The organism is Paraglaciecola psychrophila 170 (genome assembly GCF_000347635.1).
GTDB classification, from domain to species: domain Bacteria; phylum Pseudomonadota; class Gammaproteobacteria; order Enterobacterales; family Alteromonadaceae; genus Paraglaciecola; species Paraglaciecola psychrophila.
The window spans coordinates 868,418-886,270 of the sequence record NC_020514.1 but is presented as its reverse complement, the minus strand read 5'-3'; the positions used below and the strand labels follow the sequence as shown (position 1 = coordinate 886,270).

Sequence of the window (17,853 nt, the reverse complement as noted above, 5' to 3'; positions counted from 1 at the left end):
GTCATGTTTGATATGCCTTTTATATTACAGTCACCTTTAGCTGTATTGGGTTTATTGAGCTTGCTGATCCCACTGGGTATTCATTTATTAAGCAAAGCCCAACCACGTGTTATCGCGTTTGCGCATATTGCATTTATCCAAGTAAAAACCTCGCCCGTGTTACGTCAGCTCAGATTGACCCAGTTAATATTGCTGGGACTGCGAATGTGTATATTGTTAATCGCAACCCTGATACTGGCTCAATTGTATTGGCAGCATGAATCGAACAGTGCCAAACAACAGTCACACGTTTTGCTAACTGAAGACTGGCTAAACCATTCCACAGACGCTGAAAAACAAATATTAATGGACCAAGCTCATGACGCAAATTTAGTACTACTTGGCATAAAAAACCGCAACATCAATACAACAGAATTAGCCCAATGGTCGACTAATACACAACAAACGCCTGTCCTAAATATATGGAGTAAAGTGGCAAATTACATAACACAGCTATCAGCCAATGAGATGGTAACTGTGTATACAACAAACCGCCTAAAACAGTTTATAGGAGCGAAAATAGTGCTCCCTGAACGGGTTAAATGGTACGTAAAAACAATACCTGTAGCGAATGTAACTCAGCAATATTCAGCAAACATAAAAGTGATTTATGATGCTTCAAGTGAACCACTATTGGTGTATATACGTGCAGCTCTTGAGGCCATTAACACTCATGAACATTTAAACATAAGAGCCACATACACCCTTAAAAACGGAACATTAGAAGACAGTAAGCACTTACTAGAATATGATAAAATAATTGACCTTAGCCAACATAACCTTACTCCGCAGCACTCTCATTTTGATGAACAATGGCAACTCACATATATCACTCAACAAGCGCTTACCAATATTAAACAGGCAGACTTTGTATTAACCCTAGCGCGGTTATTGTATTCATCACAAAGCCAAGTTTGGTGGTTAGAGAATACTCGATTAACCACAGAACAGATTAATCAATCCCCATTAATGAGTAATGCTCCAAAGACACTGACATCTGACAAAGAGTTACTCGACAAAACCACTCACTCGACATCGTTACATATCTGGTTGGTTTTAATATTAGTCGCACTATTTATTCTAGAGAGATTGCTTAGCGAGTGGCCTAACCATCGACTAAAATCTGGGCTGGACCAATAATTGTCTAGTCAGATAAACACACCAAACAAAAAACTGGATAAAATTGTCACGCGTCTTAGGCGAAGATGGTTATTGCAAAAACTCGCTTATACACTTTTGATTGGCGTTTATTTAGGCCTAGCCGCTTATTGGATGACTGAATGGGTTGTTTGGCCATTAGCAGCAGTGACATTGATGATAGGCTTTGCCGCGTTGGTTTTTTCTCGAAGCAGCCAATATCTAGACATTACCGCAAATAAGGTACTGCTACATCTGAATCGAAAATTCAGCGAGTGTGAAGAAAGTGCAGAGCTGATATTGCTGCCTAGTCGCTCCCTTACAACTCTACAGCAGCTGCAAAAAACACGAATTCAGCCACAATTAGATACGTTATTGTCAACTGATCTTGGTTCACACTTACCAAGGTATTCATGCAAGTCCGCTTTGCTACTAAGTGCTCTGGCAGTTTTAATATTCACATTGATTGAAGTGTTGCCTTTAGACCTTTTGCGTAAAGTTGAAACAGCCAATACTCCATTGATTAATAAAGCACCTAAACAGTCTAAACTCATTAGACTTGAGACCAAAAGCATGACGGTCACACCACCCAGCTACACAGGTTTAGCTGCATGGCAAACAACAGACTTAAATTTAGAATTGATTGCTGGCTCAATAGTCACTTGGCAACTTCAACTGATTGGCATCGATAACGTCAATCAGCAAAACGATGTGTCTATTATGCTTCCAGACAAACAAAGTATCTCGCTTATTGAAAAAACTGCTAACCACTACCAAGCCCGTGCAACGTTAAATCAATCAGGTGTTTACTATATTGCTGTTAATAATATAATGCTAGGGGACATCCACACCCTTGCTGTTACCGCAGACACTAAGCCAACCATTCGCTTTATCGCGCCCACTGAAACTATTACCAAATTAGCTAAAAATGCCATTCCTAAAGTGCAAGCGACAATATCAGTCGAAGATGACTATGGTATAGGGAGAGTCGAAATACTGGCATCTATTTCCAGTGGCTCTGGAGAAGCAGTCAAGTTTCGTGATCAAACGTTTCTATTTGACTCCGAGTCGATGATTGAGGACAAAGCTCATTTCTTTAAAAGCTGGGACTTAGTTGAATTGGGTATGCAACCTGGGGACGAACTATATTTCAGTATTAAAGCATGGGATAACCGCCAGCCGACCGCCCAACAAAGTCGCTCAGCCAGTAAGATAATTCGCTGGCTTGAAGATGAACAACAAGGGGTATTGTCCGACGGCGTATTAATGGATTTTATGCCTGAGTATTTTAAAAGCCAAAGGCAAATTATTATAGAAACCAAAGAGTTGATTGCCGATAAAAACACCCTCTCAGTTGCCCAGTTTGACCGTACATCCCGTGATTTAGGTGCCGCACAAAGCTTTCTTAAACAAAAGTATGGGCAATTCTTAGGTGATGAGTTTGATAGTGGCACACTCCACTCGATGGAAGCTGGCCCCGAGATTGAACACGATGATCATGATGAACATGCTAATGAAGCATCTCAAACACAACAAGCATCAGCACACGAGCATGATAACGCAGAGCAAGCACCAGAAGGCGCTGACAAGTCTGGCTATAGTCAAATTATTGAGCAATTTGGTCACGCCCATGGTGAAGCAGATGATGGTAATTTCATAAAAAAAGGTATCCCAAGCCCTAAATTACTGATGAAGCGGGCCATTGCCAATATGTGGCAAGCTGAATTACATCTACAGCTATCCGAACCAGAACTTGCACTGCCCTTCGAGACACAAGCCTTGGCTTTTCTTAATCGAGCTAAACAGGCCGATCGCATTTACGTTAAACGCTTAGGCTTTGAACCGCCTCCAGTATCCGAAAAACGCCGTTATCAGGGTGATTTATCAGATATCATCAGTTACCAGCGCGATGAAAAAACATCAGCTGACAACGGCCCTACAAAGGCCATGGCTATTTTGGCCAATATGCTAACCAACCACTCAAAACAACTTAACGGACTCCCCCTTACAGGCGAGCAGAAAAACACACTTGAGCATGTTAAAGCCTATTTTTCTGCACAACTAACGGCAAACCCCAAAGACATTACTTTTATCGCTACATTGGAAAAAATACAACAAGCTGACTCTTTTACTCTAGAAAATTGTCAAGATTGTATCAATCTATTGACAGAAAAATTGTGGCAAACACTGCCCTCGCCTATCGCAGCTCCGTCAACGAGACAAACGTCCTATTCTCCTCAGAACACTGTGCTACAAAAGTACCAGGCATTTTTACAACAGCATGAAAAAACGTATAAAAAGGAGTCGCAACCGTGACTTTCTCACTCGGGTTATTCTCTCATTATACAATCGCTGCAAGCGTCTTGGTTGTGTTGTTAGTTATTGGCTTAGCTGTCGCTGGTTACTTTGCTAGCCAACGGTTAAAACAAAACAAAACAAGGTTAGCGGCAATATTATTGACTAACACAGTGGCTGCTCTTACGGTTCTTGGTTTAGCTTTTGATATACAGCTAACCAATAACCAAGCGTCAGTCACTTATCTCGTTACTCACGGTGCAACCACTGAGCAGTTAGAGCAAATAGACTCACAACAAGCTGTCTTTGTTTTACGAGAAGCGGTTATATCGATAAATAACAAGAATATACTGGATACCGCAACTCTGATTGAGATCCCATCGCAATTGTTATCCTACCAACCAAGATTCGAGAATCTACATGTTGTAGGGGATGGACTAAGTTTATCGCAGTGGCAAGATATGCGACTATTGATGGGTGAAGCTTTCAACAATATTTCAGTCAGGTTTTCTGCATCTACACCTCGTCTCGGACTGGTCAACATGTCTTGGCCGAGAGAGTTAGCCGTAGGCCAATTTATTGAAGTAAAAGGGCAACTGCAAGGCATTGATGCGCTTGCAGTAGATGACATTTATGAATTGAATTTACTCGACCCTGTTGGGCAACGCGTCGACACCATAAGGCTCAAAACTACAGAAAGTTTTAGCCTTAGCTTTCCAGCAAAAAGCATGGGGCAATGGGTATATCGACTGCAGCTCAGCAAGTCTGGCGATATGCAGCCTCTACTAGATGAACCTCTCGCGTTTTCAGTTACTAAGCCTACACCTGTCAGAATACTAATAAAGCAATCCGCTGCCTCTTTTGAAACCCGACAATTAAAAAATTGGGCTGCGCAATTAGGCAGTCAAATAAGCGTTTTAACACAAATTAGTCAAACTAAAGATATCCGACAAAATATCAATTTAAGTGCTGCAGAATTAACACAAATTACCTCACCTTTTACTGAGCAAGCATTAATTAACTTTGATTGGCTGTTAATAGATGGTCGCGCATTACTGACATTAACCGCACAGCAGATGACAGCTTTGAAAACAGCCATTAAAAATGGTTTAGGCGTGTATATCATTGCCGATAACGCACTCATCAACGCTTGGCCAGTGCCGTTACTTGATTGGCTTTCGGATATCAAAATACAACCTTTAGATGTGGCAAGTTTCTCAGCGATCCCCAAATGGCCTCATAGCATGATTGAAGGTGTCATGCCGTTAGCAAAGGCTATTATAACTTCCGCTAACAATTCATTTCTGGTGCAAAGTAACGACGCCAAAATATTGGTATCTCACAGCAAAGTTGGTTTAGGACACGTAGCGGTATCGCTGATAAATGGCACTTATGGCTGGCAGACATCGGGATTGACCGAACAATACAGCCACTATTGGCAAAGTGTTATATTTGGATTAGCCAGACCCAAGCAAACACCTTATTGGTTAAACGCCGCGTCTGACACACTAGCTTGGGTCAATCAGCATCTGCAAAAATGTGTACTTGGCGCTACAGCTTCAGGTTTGGCCACATATGACCAACAACCGCTATCTTTAATATTGACCCAGGACATATTACAAGTCGAGCAACGTTGTCTCACAATATGGCCAACCAATGCAGGATGGCATGAACTTGCTTGGTCAAAAAATTCAGCATTATCCGCTACACCACATAAGCAAAACACCTCAATAGAAACATGGTTTTATGCCCATGCGAAACAAGATTGGCAAGAATGGAGACAAGTACAAAATCGACTCGTCAGCCAGAAGATAGCACAACAACAAAATACCCAACGATTTGAGAAAACGTCAGTAAAATTCCTTGATAAAATCTGGCTTTGGGGGGCTTTTTGGTGTTATCTATGAGTATCTTATGGCTGGAGCGAAAGCTGTTTTAGCAAAAGTTAAAAAACGATAACAGGCGTAAATAAACTTAAAACAACATTAAAATTGACGCTACGCCTGTCATACCAATCACCATCCAGCGATAGTGTTTTTCTCGAATACGTTTAACTAGCCAAATACCACACCAAGCACCTAAGGCAATAAAAGGTAAACATATGAGGTTAAGTAAAAAAGAGTTCACATCAATACTCTGCCAACTGAAGACATGAAAAGGAACTTTGAACAGATTGATGGCCAGAAAAAACCATGCTGCTGTACCGATATACTCATTTTTTGGTAAACGCATACTGAGTAAATACACTGCCATAACCGAGCCTGCTAGGTTGCCAATCATAGTCGTGATCCCACCCAACAATCCCATCAATAAAGCAAACCATATGTAATCAGGAATGGCTGCTTTGTCGCCTTTTTCTATCCACAACATAATCACCAAACTAGCAAAAATAATAACACTCATAGCACTTCTAAATACTTGGTCATCAACTGCATTGCCAAGCCACGTACCCACTAGTACGCCAACCGCTGCAGAAGGAAATAGTTTCAACAAGTATCCCCAATTGGCATCTCTATGATAATACTTCACTGCAAACAGGTCAGCCATAATCAACATTGGTAACATCAGACCTGATGAACTTTTACCGCCGAACATAATGGCTAATAAAGGCACCGCAAACATCGATATGTTATGCACACCAGTTTTTGCCATCCCAATAAAAAATGCCACTAAGAATAGTAGTGCCACACTAAAATAACTAAGGGAATAACCAAATAGCTCAAGCATAATTACAGGGCTTTTTCCCAAAACTGTGCTTTACCCGTTTTTGGGTCTAGTTCATAACCGGAAAAACCAAATTTAATGTAGGAATTTTTCGCAATGTGGTTACCTTCTAACACTTCCAAAGTGACTTTGCAGCATCCTTTATGAATCGCAATGTTTTCAACATGCTGCAACATTTTTTGGCTCAGACCTAACCCTCTGTATTCTTCAGCCACCACCACATCATGAATATTAATCAATGGTTTGCACTTAAACGTTGAAAAAGCCTCAAAACAATTAACCAAACCAGCCGGTATTTTATCTACGTAGCAAATAACACTAAATGCATGAGGTAATTTTGCTAACTCGGATGCGAGGTTATCCTTTACCGTTTGACTCAAGGCAATGGCGCCCCCCATAGGGTCTAACGCATAATTATCGAGTAGAAAGAGCATATCTTTGGCATGTTGGGGATCCTGATAATTCAGAGTTAACGCATCAATTTTCATTAAAACCTATAAGAAAAGTTACTGCGATATAGACGCAAAAGAAGCCTGGGTAAGAGTTTGCAAGTCTAACGCGTTTAACTCAATTTCTAGGCCTCTTCGACCCCCACTCACATAGATTGTTGCATACTGCTGGGCAGATCGTTCGATGACGGTCTTCAAAGACTTTTTCTGTCCAAGAGGACTAACACCGCCTAAAACATAACCAGTGCTGCGCTGTACTTGTGCTTTATCAGCCATTTCGGCCTTTCTGCCCCCACAGGCTTTAGCAACATTCTTCATACTCAACATAGAATTAACGGGCAGTATCGCAATCACCAACTCCGCAGTATCCAGTTTAACCACTAGCGTTTTAAATACTCGCTCGGGCGCCACTGCCAGCTTTTCGGCAGCTTCTAGTCCGTATGAAGAATTCCCAGAATCATGTTCGTACTGATGAAGGAAATATTCGATCTTTGCCTTTTTAGCACTGTTAATCGCGGGGGTCATAACACAGGCTCCAGGCTAATTTTTTTCGACCACACAATTTTTTTGAACTCTGGCTTTAACTTGGCGTATCGTGTTGATATCTCCTTCTGCCTCAGCATCAACCAAGTCCAATCGCGAATCTTGGCACCTCAACTTGTTGGCTTGATTAGCCATGTAAGCTTGATCTTTTTGCTTTTGAATCGAGCCTTCAACACCCGAGTATTCGCCTCTGTCTTCTGGGCGTTTTTCTTTTTCGTAAGGCGGAGCTTGATAAGAACCACAAGCAACAAGTGTTAAGGTTAATGCGCTAACAATAAAGATTTTATTCACTGAATGCTCCTTTTAAATATAAATCACGGCTGTTGAAACTTTAAATTAACAAAATTAATCTACACGCACTTTAGCTAGTTCAGGTAATTCACCTTCAAGACCCATGGCATGTTGAATGATTTTTTGTTTGGTAAATGATGAGTGATTAGCCAAACTTAAGCCAGCATCTCTGATTAATTTTTTAACGGATTGATCTCCAGCAAATAAACGTTTGAAACCCTCCATAGCAGCCACCATTTTAACTGCTTCTGTTTTGCGCCAGCGCTCAAAAGGTCGTAAATTTTTAGCTAAACCAAAATCCTTGTCTTGCTCGACCAACTTAGTAATTTGTTCAGCCAAAGCAGCGGCATCCAATATACCTAAATTGGCTCCCTGGCCAGCTAATGGGTGTATCGTATGCGCGGCATCGCCAATAATAGCCACTCTGTTGGCTACCCATTGACGTGTGTAACGCATTTTCAGAGGATAACTTTGCCTGTCACTCACCAGTTCACAGATGCCTAAAGTGCAATCAAATGCCACAGTCAGAGCGTTGTTAAAATCGCTATCAGATAATTTAAGCAGTTCTGTTGCTATAGGTTCATCTTGTGACCAAACAATCGAACAATGATGTGCATCCCATAAAGGCAAAAAAGCTAAAGGTCCGGTGGGAGTGAATATCTGCCTAGCGGTGTGGTTGTGGGGCAAAGCAGTTTTAACCGTGGCGACTATCGCATGTTGATCATAATCCCAAAATGTTTGCGCTAAGTTTGCTTGTTTTTTGACTATCGAATTAGCGCCATCAGCGCCTATGACTAATCGAGCAGTTAACTGGCTCTTGTCATCTAAGGTAATAAAACATTCTTGTTGACCAAAAGCCAACTGATCAATTTTTTTAGGGGCAAGTAACTCAATATGGCTACAATTTTGGGCTTGCGTCCATAAACTATGCCTAATCGCTTGATTTTCAATAATGTGCCCTAGTTGCTTTTTTTGAACTTGGTCAGCAGAAAAATTGATCTTGCCAAAACTATCTTGATCCCAAACCTGCATATCCACATAACTGCATAGCCTGTTAGGATCTAAATGCTGCCATGCGCCTAAGTTTTGTAAAACATTCTCTGAAGCTAGGGTTAGCGCACTTACACGCAACTGGGGTGCGCCACTTGGCATAGATTCGCTGACATGGCTTTCAACAACGGCAACCGAAAGCCCACTATTTTTTAAAGCAATGGCTTGAGTCAAGCCCACTGTGCCTCCGCCCACTATAACAATGTCAAATGCATGCATATTATTAGCCGCTCTTTTTGGACATCAGTGCTTCAATGTCGCTGATGGTTTTAGGTGCAGCTAAAGTCAGATTTTCGTGACCACTTTGGGTTATCAATAAATTATCTTCAATACGAATGCCTATGCCGCACCATTTACTATCAACATCTGCATCAGGTGCGATATAAATACCAGGCTCAACGGTAAGTACCATTCCGGTTTTTAGGGGGCGATCTTGGCCGTCAATTTTGTAATTACCCACATCGTGTACATCTAGGCCCAACCAATGACTGAGTCCATGCATATAGAATTGTCGATACGTTTGGCGTTCAATATTGTCCGTTAATTTCCCTTTTAATATACCCAAATCAATCAAACCTTGGGTGATCACAGCAATGACAACATCGCTGGCCTGCTTGATAGTATTATCAGGCTTGATGACATTAAAGGCAGCTAATTGCGCATTTAAAACCAGTTCATAGAGTTGCTTTTGTTCGTTTGAAAACGCCCCAGAAACGGGGAATGTACGAGTAATATCTGATGCATAACCCTGCCATTCACATCCTGCATCTATTAAGACCAGATCCCCAGACTTTAAACCTTGATTATTTTCGGTGTAATGCAAAATACAAGCATTATCGCCAGCCCCCACTATCGTGCTATAGGCAGGATATTTAGCACCTTGCATAGCAAATTCATGGTGAATTTCTGCCTCAAGGTGATATTCATTTTTACCTGCTTCAACAAATTGCATAGCTCGAATATGTGCTTGAGTTGCTACTGCAGCCGCTTTACGCATCAGGTCTATTTCGCGAGCAGACTTAATTAGTCGCATTTCATCCAAGATGATTCGAACATCAATTAGACTAGAAGGTGCATGCTTACTTTGTTTTGGGGCATCACGTAATGCTTGCAATAACGAAAAACAAGGTCATCAGCATCATGATCGTGTCCTTGAGCAAAATACACATGTTGATGGCCATCAATCAAATCTAGCAATTGTTCGTCTAACTCATCTAAAGCATAGGCCCTATCGACAGGATATTGTTGTTTAGCCTGTTTGGGACCAAATCTACGCCCGTGCCAAATTTCCATAGCGGGGTCTTTATCTAAGCAGAATAAAACACACAGTTCCTTTGAATAATCTTGGTGATTAGACAGTACCAACCAAGCCTCTGGCTCTGGGAAAGCACACAAATATTGAAAATAACTATCTTGTCGAAAGGGGTACTCGGTATCTCGACTACGCGTGACTAAGTTTGACGCCTGCACCAAACAAATACTGTTAGGCTGCATTTTTTCTAATAGACGCTTTTGGCGAATTAAAAATTCGGTGTTATGCATGGGCAATAATATGACTCACTTTACTGTTTACAATAGATAAGGCGCTAAACTGTCTGTCTGTATGTCAATAAATTAATATAGAATTTTATTAAACGTCTAGTGAACCGTTTTAGGTTCACTTTGTTGTTGTTCCGGTGATTTACCTAACTCATTGAAACATAACATAGCGGTGACGCGCACATATTCCATCACTTCAAACAAAGCCTGCTCTGACTCTTCGTTTTCACTCATTTCATCATCCATACGCGCAATTTCTGCAAAGTCTTCAAGGGCTTCTTTAACATCGGCAGAACACCCCGTTAAATCATCTTGATGTAAACCAAAACCAAGCATAAAACCATGTACCCAATTCAATAAAGCTTGGCCACGTTCATTAATCGGTGCTGAATCATCTGGTAAACACAACACAAGTGCGAAATCATTTTCAACTAATTGCTGGCATGTACTATCGAAAAGACTTTTGAACGCTTCATCTACTTCTTTAGAAAACATCTCGCTTTGATGAATAAAGTCAGCAAGTGGCTCTAGCCAATCTTGACATTCTAATGGCATACCACCGCCTAACATGCCACAAAACATGCCCTGCACTTCAGCGGCTGTAGTTAAGATATTATTACGTTCGAGTAACGGAGTTAAAGTATCAAAAAGGTTGGTTGATGTATTCAAGGTGCTCTCTCAATCGTTGGACAGAGCAATTCTAGCACTCTCATGAGGGCAAATACATGTTCGCTGATACGATAGGGCTAGTAAATCTGACTGCTAACTGATTATAATGCACGTGTTTGAAGTATTCCTCATTAATTGTAGGTCATATAACAAGCAGTTTTTATGTCTCCTGGGATGTTTGCCAGTTCAGTTATGTCCCTGGCCGATGCTTTTTACCTAGGAAGTTGACTCCACTACTATTGTGCAAGCTTGGCTCGTATCAAGACGCCTAAGGTAGCGATGATACTTCCGCCCTGAACTTTCGGTTCACGGGCTTATACTAGACAGCGGCATTTTGGGAGGCACCAAACTTTCAACAACGGATTGAGAAAATTAGTGATATGAATCAAGAAGAACTAATACAGACTTACGGAAAAGATGTGATAAAGGCTTTATCTTCCATAGTAAATTGGAAATACGATGATTTTAATAACGTTATGCTTGCTGAGTTCTCAGTAGATAAGCAGGATCAAGTTTTATTTACCCTACAACAGATTTTGCCTGTGAACTGGGACGTTAAGACTATTAAAAAAGCCCCAGAAGAAGTCAAACATTACGCGGGTGCATTTTCAAAACTAGTTAAACAACAAAAACTTTTCAGTACCAATATTGAACATCACCCAAAAGTGATGGCTGCTTGGTGGCCATGGGGGCATGGGGCCACGGTATCTGTAAGATTATTTTTAACCAATACCTGCCCCTATATCGCCAAAACTGGGTTTATGCACAAGTTAACCCGCATTTTTGCTTAGATAAATTTGCTGTCATAGCGAAAATCAATATAATTGCGTCCAGACCAAATGGTCAACTTTTCAATTAAAGGTTATTATTTGTATTTATTCGGCTAGAATAAATTTCAAATCAGAACTTTAAAACAAGAGGCACAGCAGCGCATTATGGCCGTTATCAATTTTGGTTCAATCAACATAGACCATGTCTATCAGGTAGATCACTTCGTTCAGCCCGGTGAAACCATTGCATCCCGTCATTACCAGTGTTTACTCGGTGGCAAGGGAGCTAATCAGTCCATAGCATTAGCTAGAGCGGGTTCTGAAGTAAGGCATGTAGGTAAAATTAACGAAGCTGACGTAGCTTTCAAACAAACTATGATCCGTGATGGTATTGATTGTAAACATGTAACATGCACTGAGACTGCCTCTGGACATGCAATTATTCAAGTCACCCCGTCAGCTGAAAATGCCATAGTGTTGTTTGGTGGTGCCAATCATGAGATGACCCCAAAAGACATTATGTTTGCATTAGATACGGTTAAACCTGCTGATTGGGTATTGACTCAAAATGAGACCAGTAGTATCGACCAAGTACTGATTCAAGCCAAAGAAAAAGGTTTACGCGTTGCCTTTAACCCTGCGCCAATGACAGAATCTGTCAAACATCTTCCACTTGAGTGTATTGATTTATTAATTGTCAACGAAATCGAAGCGGAAGAAATCTCCGGGCGCAAAGATTTAGACAAAATAGAAGCCTACTTTCGTCAAGACTGGCCAAATACTGAAGTATTGATTACTTTAGGAAAAGCTGGGGTGCGAATGCTTAAAAAAGATAAAACCATCGATGTGCCCGCTTTTGAAGTAGACGCGGTAGATACAACAGCAGCAGGCGATACATTTATTGGCTACTTTTTATCTGCTTACAGTGCGCATACCGATTCAAAAACAGCATTAATTCGTGCCTGCGCTGCTTCAGCATTAGCCGTTATGAAAATCGGCGCGGCACAATCCATACCTAACAAAGAAGACGTAAATCGTTTTCTTGCCAAGCAATAACCTTCAGGGAGTCCGTAAATGAGCCACAAAATTATACTAGATACTGATCCAGGTATTGATGATGCAATGGCAATTTTCTTTGCCTTTCAACACCCTGAAATTGACGTACTGGGGCTAACAACTGTATTTGGAAATGTGCCTGTTGATATGGCAGCCAAAAATGCGATTACTTTGTGTGCTTTAGCTAACAAAGATATTCCTGTGTGTAAGGGCGTGGGTATGCCTTGGGTCGGAAAAGAGTCAGGCTATGCACATTTTGTGCACGGCGATGATGGCTTTGGTAATATCAATTTCCCTGAAGCGGAGGGTGAACTTGATCCTCGCAGTTCGGCGCAGTTTATCGTTGATATGGCACGTGAATACCCCGGCGAGATAACAGTGGTTGCGATAGGTCCGTTAGGCAACTTAGCCTTAGCCCTGCGTCTTGAACCTGAGCTACCTAAGCTGCTTAAAGCTGTGTCGATTATGGGTGGAGCAGCGTTCGTTCCGGGTAACGTCACTCCTGTAGCAGAAGCAAACATTTGGAATGATGCATTCGCGGCTGAAATTGTGTTTGGGGCATCATGGAAGCTAAACATGTTTGGCTTGGATGTCACTAACTCTTGCCCATTTACTCCTGACTTTTTAACTCAGCTTAAACAAAACAACCCTAAATTAGGTGGTTTTGTTCATGATGCCGCACAATTTTACGTGAAATTTTACTCACAGAATAGAGACCAAGATGTGTGTTTTTTCCATGATGCTATGCCTCTTGCACATTTGGTGGACCCAGGTTTGTTTGCATTGCAAACCGGACACGCGAGAGTGTCTACTGACCCTTTAAACATCGGCCAAACTTCAGTAGCCCTGCCTAACACCACGACCAGTCCTGATTGGCTAAATGCTCAGTCAATCAACGTCGCTACCAAAGTAGATAACGCTCGTTTAACTCAGTTGTATTTGGATACCTACAATCGATAATTCGGCTTAGGTAGCATTAATTAAATATGTTAAGGTCTTGTTATTGCGAGACCAATTAAATATAAATATGAAAATTGCTTCCCCATCAATAGACGAAGTCATGCGTTTAAAAGCACTCTACGACTATGATGTCTTAGACACTGAAGCAGAGAAAATATTTGACGATTTAACCCAACTTGCCGCTCAAATTTGCAATACCCCAATTACCTTAATAAGTTTGATTGATTCAGACAGACAGTGGTTCAAATCTAAAGTGGGGTTAGATGCAGAAGAGACCTCTAGAGATATCGCTTTTTGCTCTCATGCTATTCATCATGAAGAAATTTTTGAGGTAGAAGATACGCTTAAAGATAAACGTTTCTTTGATAATCCTTTGGTTACCTCTGGACCTAATATTCGATTTTATGCAGGCACACCTTTGGTAAGTCCAGACGGACATGCCATTGGCACATTATGTGTAATTGATGATAAACCGAATAAATTAACCCCAGACCAACGTCAGGCGCTTGAAGTATTAGGTCGGTGTGTCATTTCACAAATGGAATTGCGAAAAAAAATAAAAGAGCTTGAGCGAGCCAACCAACATAAAACTGAATTTTTATCTAACATGAGTCATGAGTTGCGTACGCCACTCAATGCTATTATCGGCTTTAGTCGTTTGATGTTAGATAACGTTATTTATCACACATTACCTGTAAAGTTTTCTGAATACATAGGCCATATCGACTATTCAGGTCGGCGACTGCTGAGCGTGGTGAACTCGGTTATAGATTTAAATAAAATTGAAGCTGGAATGATGCAAGTCGAGTTCGAATCTATTTGTCTAAGAACGTTTATTAAAGATTTAGAAGGAATGTTAGCCATTATGGCTAAAGAAAAAGACGTAGAGTTCTCTGTAGATGTCAATGATAACTTGCCAAGGCTTTTAACTATTGATCAAGCCAAAATCAGTCAAATTATTACCAATTTAGCCCATAATGCAATTAAATTTACGAATAGCGGTAAGTGGGTCAAAGTTGAGCTTTCACTTAATAATGAACAATTTGTGATCACCGTAACCGATCAAGGCGAAGGCATCTCATTCATAGATCAAACAAAACTGTTCAATAAGTTCCAGCAAGTCGGACAAACTAAAAGTTCCGAAGGCAGTGGTTTAGGTTTGTCGATTACACAAGGCTTAGTTGAAATTTTAGGCGGCACAATAAATGTTCTGAGTGACTTAGGCTCAGGTAGTATTTTTAAGGTCCAATTACCCCTGCAAGATGACACCGAAATTTTACACGAAGATCTTAATCCCACGCCCGAAAAAGCAAGTTTTAATCATAATAGCAAGATACTACTAGTAGAGGATAATGAGATAAATCAAGCGGTTATGTTAGCAATATTTGAATCATTAGATATCTCAATTATTATTGCAGAAACAGGAGAAAAAGCTATTGAGATTGCCAAAAATAGACATTTTGACCTGATTTTCATGGACATTCATTTACCCGGTATTGATGGCCGTCAGGCCTCTGTACAAATTAAACATACTCATCCTAATATTCCCATCGTGGCTTTATCAGCCGATACATTTAATCAACACAATGTTGCAGAAAATAACAAAATTTGGGATGAGTATTTGTGTAAACCCATAGAAAAAGAAAAGCTGGTGCAAACTCTTAACCGCTTTATTCCAGTTTTGCCAAGTGCATAAATTACTTGGCTTAAAAACAACGCAAAGGCAGGTAATACGAACTGATTACCGTAAAAAACGTCAGGCATTGTCTTCTAAAGAACAATCTACTGCAGCACATAACCTATTAAGAACCTGTCTTACATCAACCACACTTGCTCAGTCAAAAACTATTGCCTGTTACATTGCAAATGATGGTGAGATTGACCCAGTAGCAATTATTGACTACTGCTGGCAACAAGGTAAAACTGTGTTATTACCTGTATTACACCCTTTTAGTAAAGGGCATTTGCTGTTTGTTAACTATCATCGCAACTCGACTACTCGGACAAACGTTTACGGTATCAAAGAGCCAATAGTCAGCACTATAAATCTGTGCGTCTTAGCAAATATTGAACTGATACTAACACCGCTGGTTGCTTTCGATGCAGTAGGTAATAGATTAGGAATGGGTGGTGGGTTTTATGATCGTACCTTAGCCCCTATTCGTCGTGACTCACTGCAAACTCAACTCATTGGATTAGCACATAACTGCCAGCAAACACATATGTTACTTACTGATAGCTGGGATATTCCGTTACATGCTATTGCTACCCCAGATCAGTTTTTTAGTGTCGACTAAACTACAGCTTGGGTTACACTATTAAGCATGCAAATGTTTAATATATTAGGGACTATAAACAAATGACTCAAGATGATAAAAAGAAAGCCGCTGCCCAAGCAGCCTTAAAATATATAGAAGATGGCGCTATTGTCGGTGTTGGCACAGGTTCGACTGTTAATTATTTTATTGATGCATTAGCCGATGTAAAAGATAAAATTCAAGGCGCGGTATCAAGCTCAGATGCCTCAACGAAACGTTTAGAAGCTTTGGGCATTGAAGTATTTGATCTTAATTCGGTAGACAAGTTTGATATATATGTAGATGGCGCCGATGAAATCACCAAACATAAACATATGATAAAAGGCGGTGGAGCCGCCCTCACCAGAGAGAAAATTGTTGCCGCTGTAGGCGAAAAATTCATTTGTATTATTGACGACACAAAACAAGTACCCACGTTAGGGAAGTTTCCATTACCCGTTGAAGTGATCCCCATGGCCCGCTCTTATGTGGCCAGAGAAATAGTCAAACTTGGTGGCGACCCTGCCTACCGTCAAGGTGTAATTACTGACAACGGCAATGTGATCTTAGATGTACATAATCTAACAATCCTCAACCCCGTAGAACTTGAAAGACAGCTCAATGCCATAGTCGGTGTTGTCACTAATGGTTTATTCGCTAAACGTGGCGCTGATGTGGTGTTAGTTGGAACAAGCGATGGTGTTGATACAATCAACTAGTACACAATAAGCAAACAAAAGGAGCTATTTACCACAGAGGAAAAAGAGGTCACAGAGAAAGCAAAAAAATCACCTTGTATTAAGTATTTAAATGCACTTTTCCTCTATGTAACGAAACGCTCGGCGCCCGAAGCTTTGTGTTCTCTGTGGTTCAATATTTTTTCTAGTAGGCATCTTACATTCATCCTATGAAGCCTTACCAATTCGCGAAATAAAGTACTTTTGCAGCAAACCAGCACCTAATATTCATTCATACATAGAAGATCAACAAAAATATTATCGAAGGATATCATCATGTCGAACGAATTTGCAGGTAAAACAGCCATCATATCTGGTGGCGCTGGAGGCATAGGCTTAGCATTAGCGGAGGAATTTGGTCAGTTAGGTATGCAAATTGTAATTGCTGATATTGACCAGAAAGAGCTGGCAATAGCCGAACAGAAATTACGGGATGCTAATATTCAGGTATTATCCTGCCCGCTAGATGTCACAAACTATCAACAGTGGGAAGACACTGTTGCTGCCGCCGAAGCTAAATTTGGTAATATCCATATGTTAGTGAATAACGCTGGTGTAGGTGGTATTCCCGGCTCAGTAGACAAGACTAAAATTGAAACTTGGAAGTGGGTATTGGACGTTAATGTAATGGGAGTGGTGAATGGCACACAGGCCACTGCCCCTTCGATGAAACGCCATGGCCAAGGCGGCTGGATCATCAACGTGGCTTCAATGGCTGGCATGAATGGGGTTCCCTTTTCTGGCGCTTATGCAGCATCTAAAGCAGCGGTGGTTTCCATGTCAGAAAGTTGGGCTGTTGAATTGAAAAAGCACAATATTGCGGTGTCGGCGCTGTGTCCTGCTTTCGTTCAAACTCGCATCCATGAGTCATTACGTAATCTTCAACCAGAATACAAAGGTGTCAAGGATCAAGCCGCCACATTAGCAAAATCAGGAAGCGCTGTTAACAAGGCTAAAGCATTAGTTGAATCGGGTATTCCCACATCAGTGTTAGCCAAACGTGTGGTAGAAGCTTTACAGTCGGGACAGACTTATATATTCACTCATCCCAACTTCCGCTCAACTGTTGCTTACAGATCATCACTTTTAGATGCCGCGTTTGCCGATGCTGAAAACAGCCCTATCGTAAGACATCTAAAAGATGACGAAATAGTGATGCTTTAAAACAAAGAATACCCGTCTTCGAGCTTCAAACTAAAAAACATTATCCACCACAGTGGAAAAACAATATCGATTATTATTTCCTCTGTGGTGAAAAGTTTTTGCTTTTTTTTCTGAGCTCACAATATAGTTTGGT

General features: G+C 40.9%; 16 protein-coding genes, 1 other RNA gene and 1 pseudogene. 11 read left to right on the top strand and 7 right to left on the bottom strand.

Annotated elements, in window-relative coordinates:
• Window positions 1-3 precede the first annotated feature (3 nt).
• The 3 genes from C427_RS03910 to C427_RS03900 are packed head-to-tail and all read left to right on the top strand — an operon-like array spanning window position 4 to window position 5,378.
• Entirely contained in the window at window positions 4-1,179 is a 1,176-nt protein-coding gene (locus C427_RS03910; protein WP_007640852.1) for a BatA domain-containing protein, read from the top strand.
• A complete protein-coding gene (locus C427_RS03905) occupies window positions 1,180-3,492 on the top strand; it encodes a DUF4175 domain-containing protein (protein WP_226991223.1) in 2,313 nt (770 codons plus the stop codon).
• Entirely contained in the window at window positions 3,489-5,378 is a 1,890-nt protein-coding gene (locus C427_RS03900; RefSeq protein WP_015430436.1) for a hypothetical protein, read from the top strand. The genes C427_RS03905 and C427_RS03900 overlap by 4 nt, the downstream gene beginning before the upstream one ends.
• Before the next feature lie 67 nt (window positions 5,379-5,445).
• Here the strand turns inward: C427_RS03900 and C427_RS03895 are convergent, their stop codons facing one another.
• The 7 genes and pseudogenes from C427_RS03895 to C427_RS03865 form a co-directional block, all read right to left on the bottom strand.
• On the bottom strand, window positions 5,446-6,198 hold the full coding sequence (locus tag C427_RS03895) for a sulfite exporter TauE/SafE family protein (protein WP_007640844.1): 753 nt from the start codon (window positions 6,196-6,198) through the stop codon (window positions 5,446-5,448).
• 2 nt (window positions 6,199-6,200) lie between these two features.
• Window positions 6,201-6,683 (bottom strand): GNAT family N-acetyltransferase, encoded by a 483-nt coding sequence (locus tag C427_RS03890; RefSeq protein ID WP_007640841.1) that lies wholly within the window; start codon window positions 6,681-6,683, stop codon window positions 6,201-6,203.
• 18 nt (window positions 6,684-6,701) lie between these two features.
• Complete coding sequence (ybaK, locus tag C427_RS03885) at window positions 6,702-7,169, bottom strand: Cys-tRNA(Pro) deacylase (protein ID WP_007640826.1); 468 nt, start codon at window positions 7,167-7,169, stop codon at window positions 6,702-6,704.
• Window positions 7,170-7,184: 15 nt separating this feature from the next.
• Window positions 7,185-7,478: a hypothetical protein gene (locus C427_RS03880; protein ID WP_007640825.1), complete on the bottom strand. Its 294-nt coding sequence runs from the start codon at window positions 7,476-7,478 to the stop codon at window positions 7,185-7,187.
• 54 nt (window positions 7,479-7,532) lie between these two features.
• Window positions 7,533-8,747, bottom strand: coding sequence for an FAD-dependent 2-octaprenylphenol hydroxylase (locus tag C427_RS03875; protein ID WP_007640823.1), 1,215 nt, complete (start codon window positions 8,745-8,747; stop codon window positions 7,533-7,535).
• 4 nt (window positions 8,748-8,751) lie between these two features.
• Window positions 8,752-10,070 (bottom strand): annotated as a pseudogene (gene pepP, locus C427_RS03870) (Xaa-Pro aminopeptidase).
• Between the two features lie 96 nt (window positions 10,071-10,166).
• Window positions 10,167-10,736 carry a UPF0149 family protein gene (locus C427_RS03865; protein ID WP_007640819.1) on the bottom strand — a complete coding sequence of 190 codons (570 nt, stop codon included), beginning with the start codon at window positions 10,734-10,736 and terminating at the stop codon, window positions 10,167-10,169.
• A 163-nt stretch (window positions 10,737-10,899) separates the two neighbouring features.
• Between C427_RS03865 and ssrS the strand changes: the two genes are divergently transcribed.
• The 8 genes from ssrS to C427_RS03830 all read left to right on the top strand — a co-directional run bounded on the left by ssrS (window position 10,900) and on the right by C427_RS03830 (window position 17,720).
• Window positions 10,900-11,081, top strand: a non-coding RNA gene (gene ssrS / locus C427_RS24505) — 6S RNA.
• Window positions 11,082-11,116: 35 nt separating this feature from the next.
• Complete coding sequence (locus C427_RS03860) at window positions 11,117-11,527, top strand: hypothetical protein (RefSeq protein ID WP_007640817.1); 411 nt, start codon at window positions 11,117-11,119, stop codon at window positions 11,525-11,527.
• 144 nt (window positions 11,528-11,671) lie between these two features.
• Complete coding sequence (locus tag C427_RS03855; protein WP_007640816.1) at window positions 11,672-12,562, top strand: ribokinase; 891 nt, start codon at window positions 11,672-11,674, stop codon at window positions 12,560-12,562.
• A gap of 18 nt (window positions 12,563-12,580) precedes the next feature.
• Window positions 12,581-13,522, top strand: a complete 942-nt coding sequence (locus C427_RS03850; protein ID WP_007640814.1) for a nucleoside hydrolase — start codon at window positions 12,581-12,583, stop codon at window positions 13,520-13,522.
• A gap of 43 nt (window positions 13,523-13,565) precedes the next feature.
• Window positions 13,566-15,218 (top strand): GAF domain-containing hybrid sensor histidine kinase/response regulator, encoded by a 1,653-nt coding sequence (locus C427_RS03845; protein ID WP_007640812.1) that lies wholly within the window; start codon window positions 13,566-13,568, stop codon window positions 15,216-15,218.
• A complete protein-coding gene (locus C427_RS03840) occupies window positions 15,211-15,819 on the top strand; it encodes a 5-formyltetrahydrofolate cyclo-ligase (RefSeq protein ID WP_007640810.1) in 609 nt (202 codons plus the stop codon). Before C427_RS03845 ends, C427_RS03840 begins: the two co-directional genes overlap by 8 nt.
• A gap of 62 nt (window positions 15,820-15,881) precedes the next feature.
• Window positions 15,882-16,538 carry a ribose-5-phosphate isomerase RpiA gene (rpiA, locus tag C427_RS03835; RefSeq protein WP_007640808.1) on the top strand — a complete coding sequence of 219 codons (657 nt, stop codon included), beginning with the start codon at window positions 15,882-15,884 and terminating at the stop codon, window positions 16,536-16,538.
• 294 nt (window positions 16,539-16,832) lie between these two features.
• The gene (locus C427_RS03830; protein WP_007640806.1) at window positions 16,833-17,720 is read left to right on the top strand and encodes an SDR family NAD(P)-dependent oxidoreductase; all 888 of its coding nucleotides are present in this window, start codon (window positions 16,833-16,835) and stop codon (window positions 17,718-17,720) included.
• Window positions 17,721-17,853: the final 133 nt, after the last annotated feature.

Bases quoted from the DNA above. Each gene is read 5' to 3' on its own strand.
- C427_RS03910 (WP_007640852.1), top strand. From the start codon at position 4: ATGTTTGATATGCCTTTTATATTACAGTCACCTTTAGCTGTATTGGGT.
- C427_RS03895 (WP_007640844.1), bottom strand. From the start codon at position 6,198: ATGCTTGAGCTATTTGGTTATTCCCTTAGTTATTTTAGTGTGGCACTA.
- C427_RS03890 (WP_007640841.1), bottom strand. From the start codon at position 6,683: ATGAAAATTGATGCGTTAACTCTGAATTATCAGGATCCCCAACATGCC.
- ybaK (WP_007640826.1), bottom strand. From the start codon at position 7,169: ATGACCCCCGCGATTAACAGTGCTAAAAAGGCAAAGATCGAATATTTC.
- C427_RS03875 (WP_007640823.1), bottom strand. From the start codon at position 8,747: ATGCATGCATTTGACATTGTTATAGTGGGCGGAGGCACAGTGGGCTTG.
- C427_RS03860 (WP_007640817.1), top strand. From the start codon at position 11,117: ATGAATCAAGAAGAACTAATACAGACTTACGGAAAAGATGTGATAAAG.
- C427_RS03855 (WP_007640816.1), top strand. From the start codon at position 11,672: ATGGCCGTTATCAATTTTGGTTCAATCAACATAGACCATGTCTATCAG.
- C427_RS03850 (WP_007640814.1), top strand. From the start codon at position 12,581: ATGAGCCACAAAATTATACTAGATACTGATCCAGGTATTGATGATGCA.
- rpiA (WP_007640808.1), top strand. From the start codon at position 15,882: ATGACTCAAGATGATAAAAAGAAAGCCGCTGCCCAAGCAGCCTTAAAA.
- C427_RS03830 (WP_007640806.1), top strand. From the start codon at position 16,833: ATGTCGAACGAATTTGCAGGTAAAACAGCCATCATATCTGGTGGCGCT.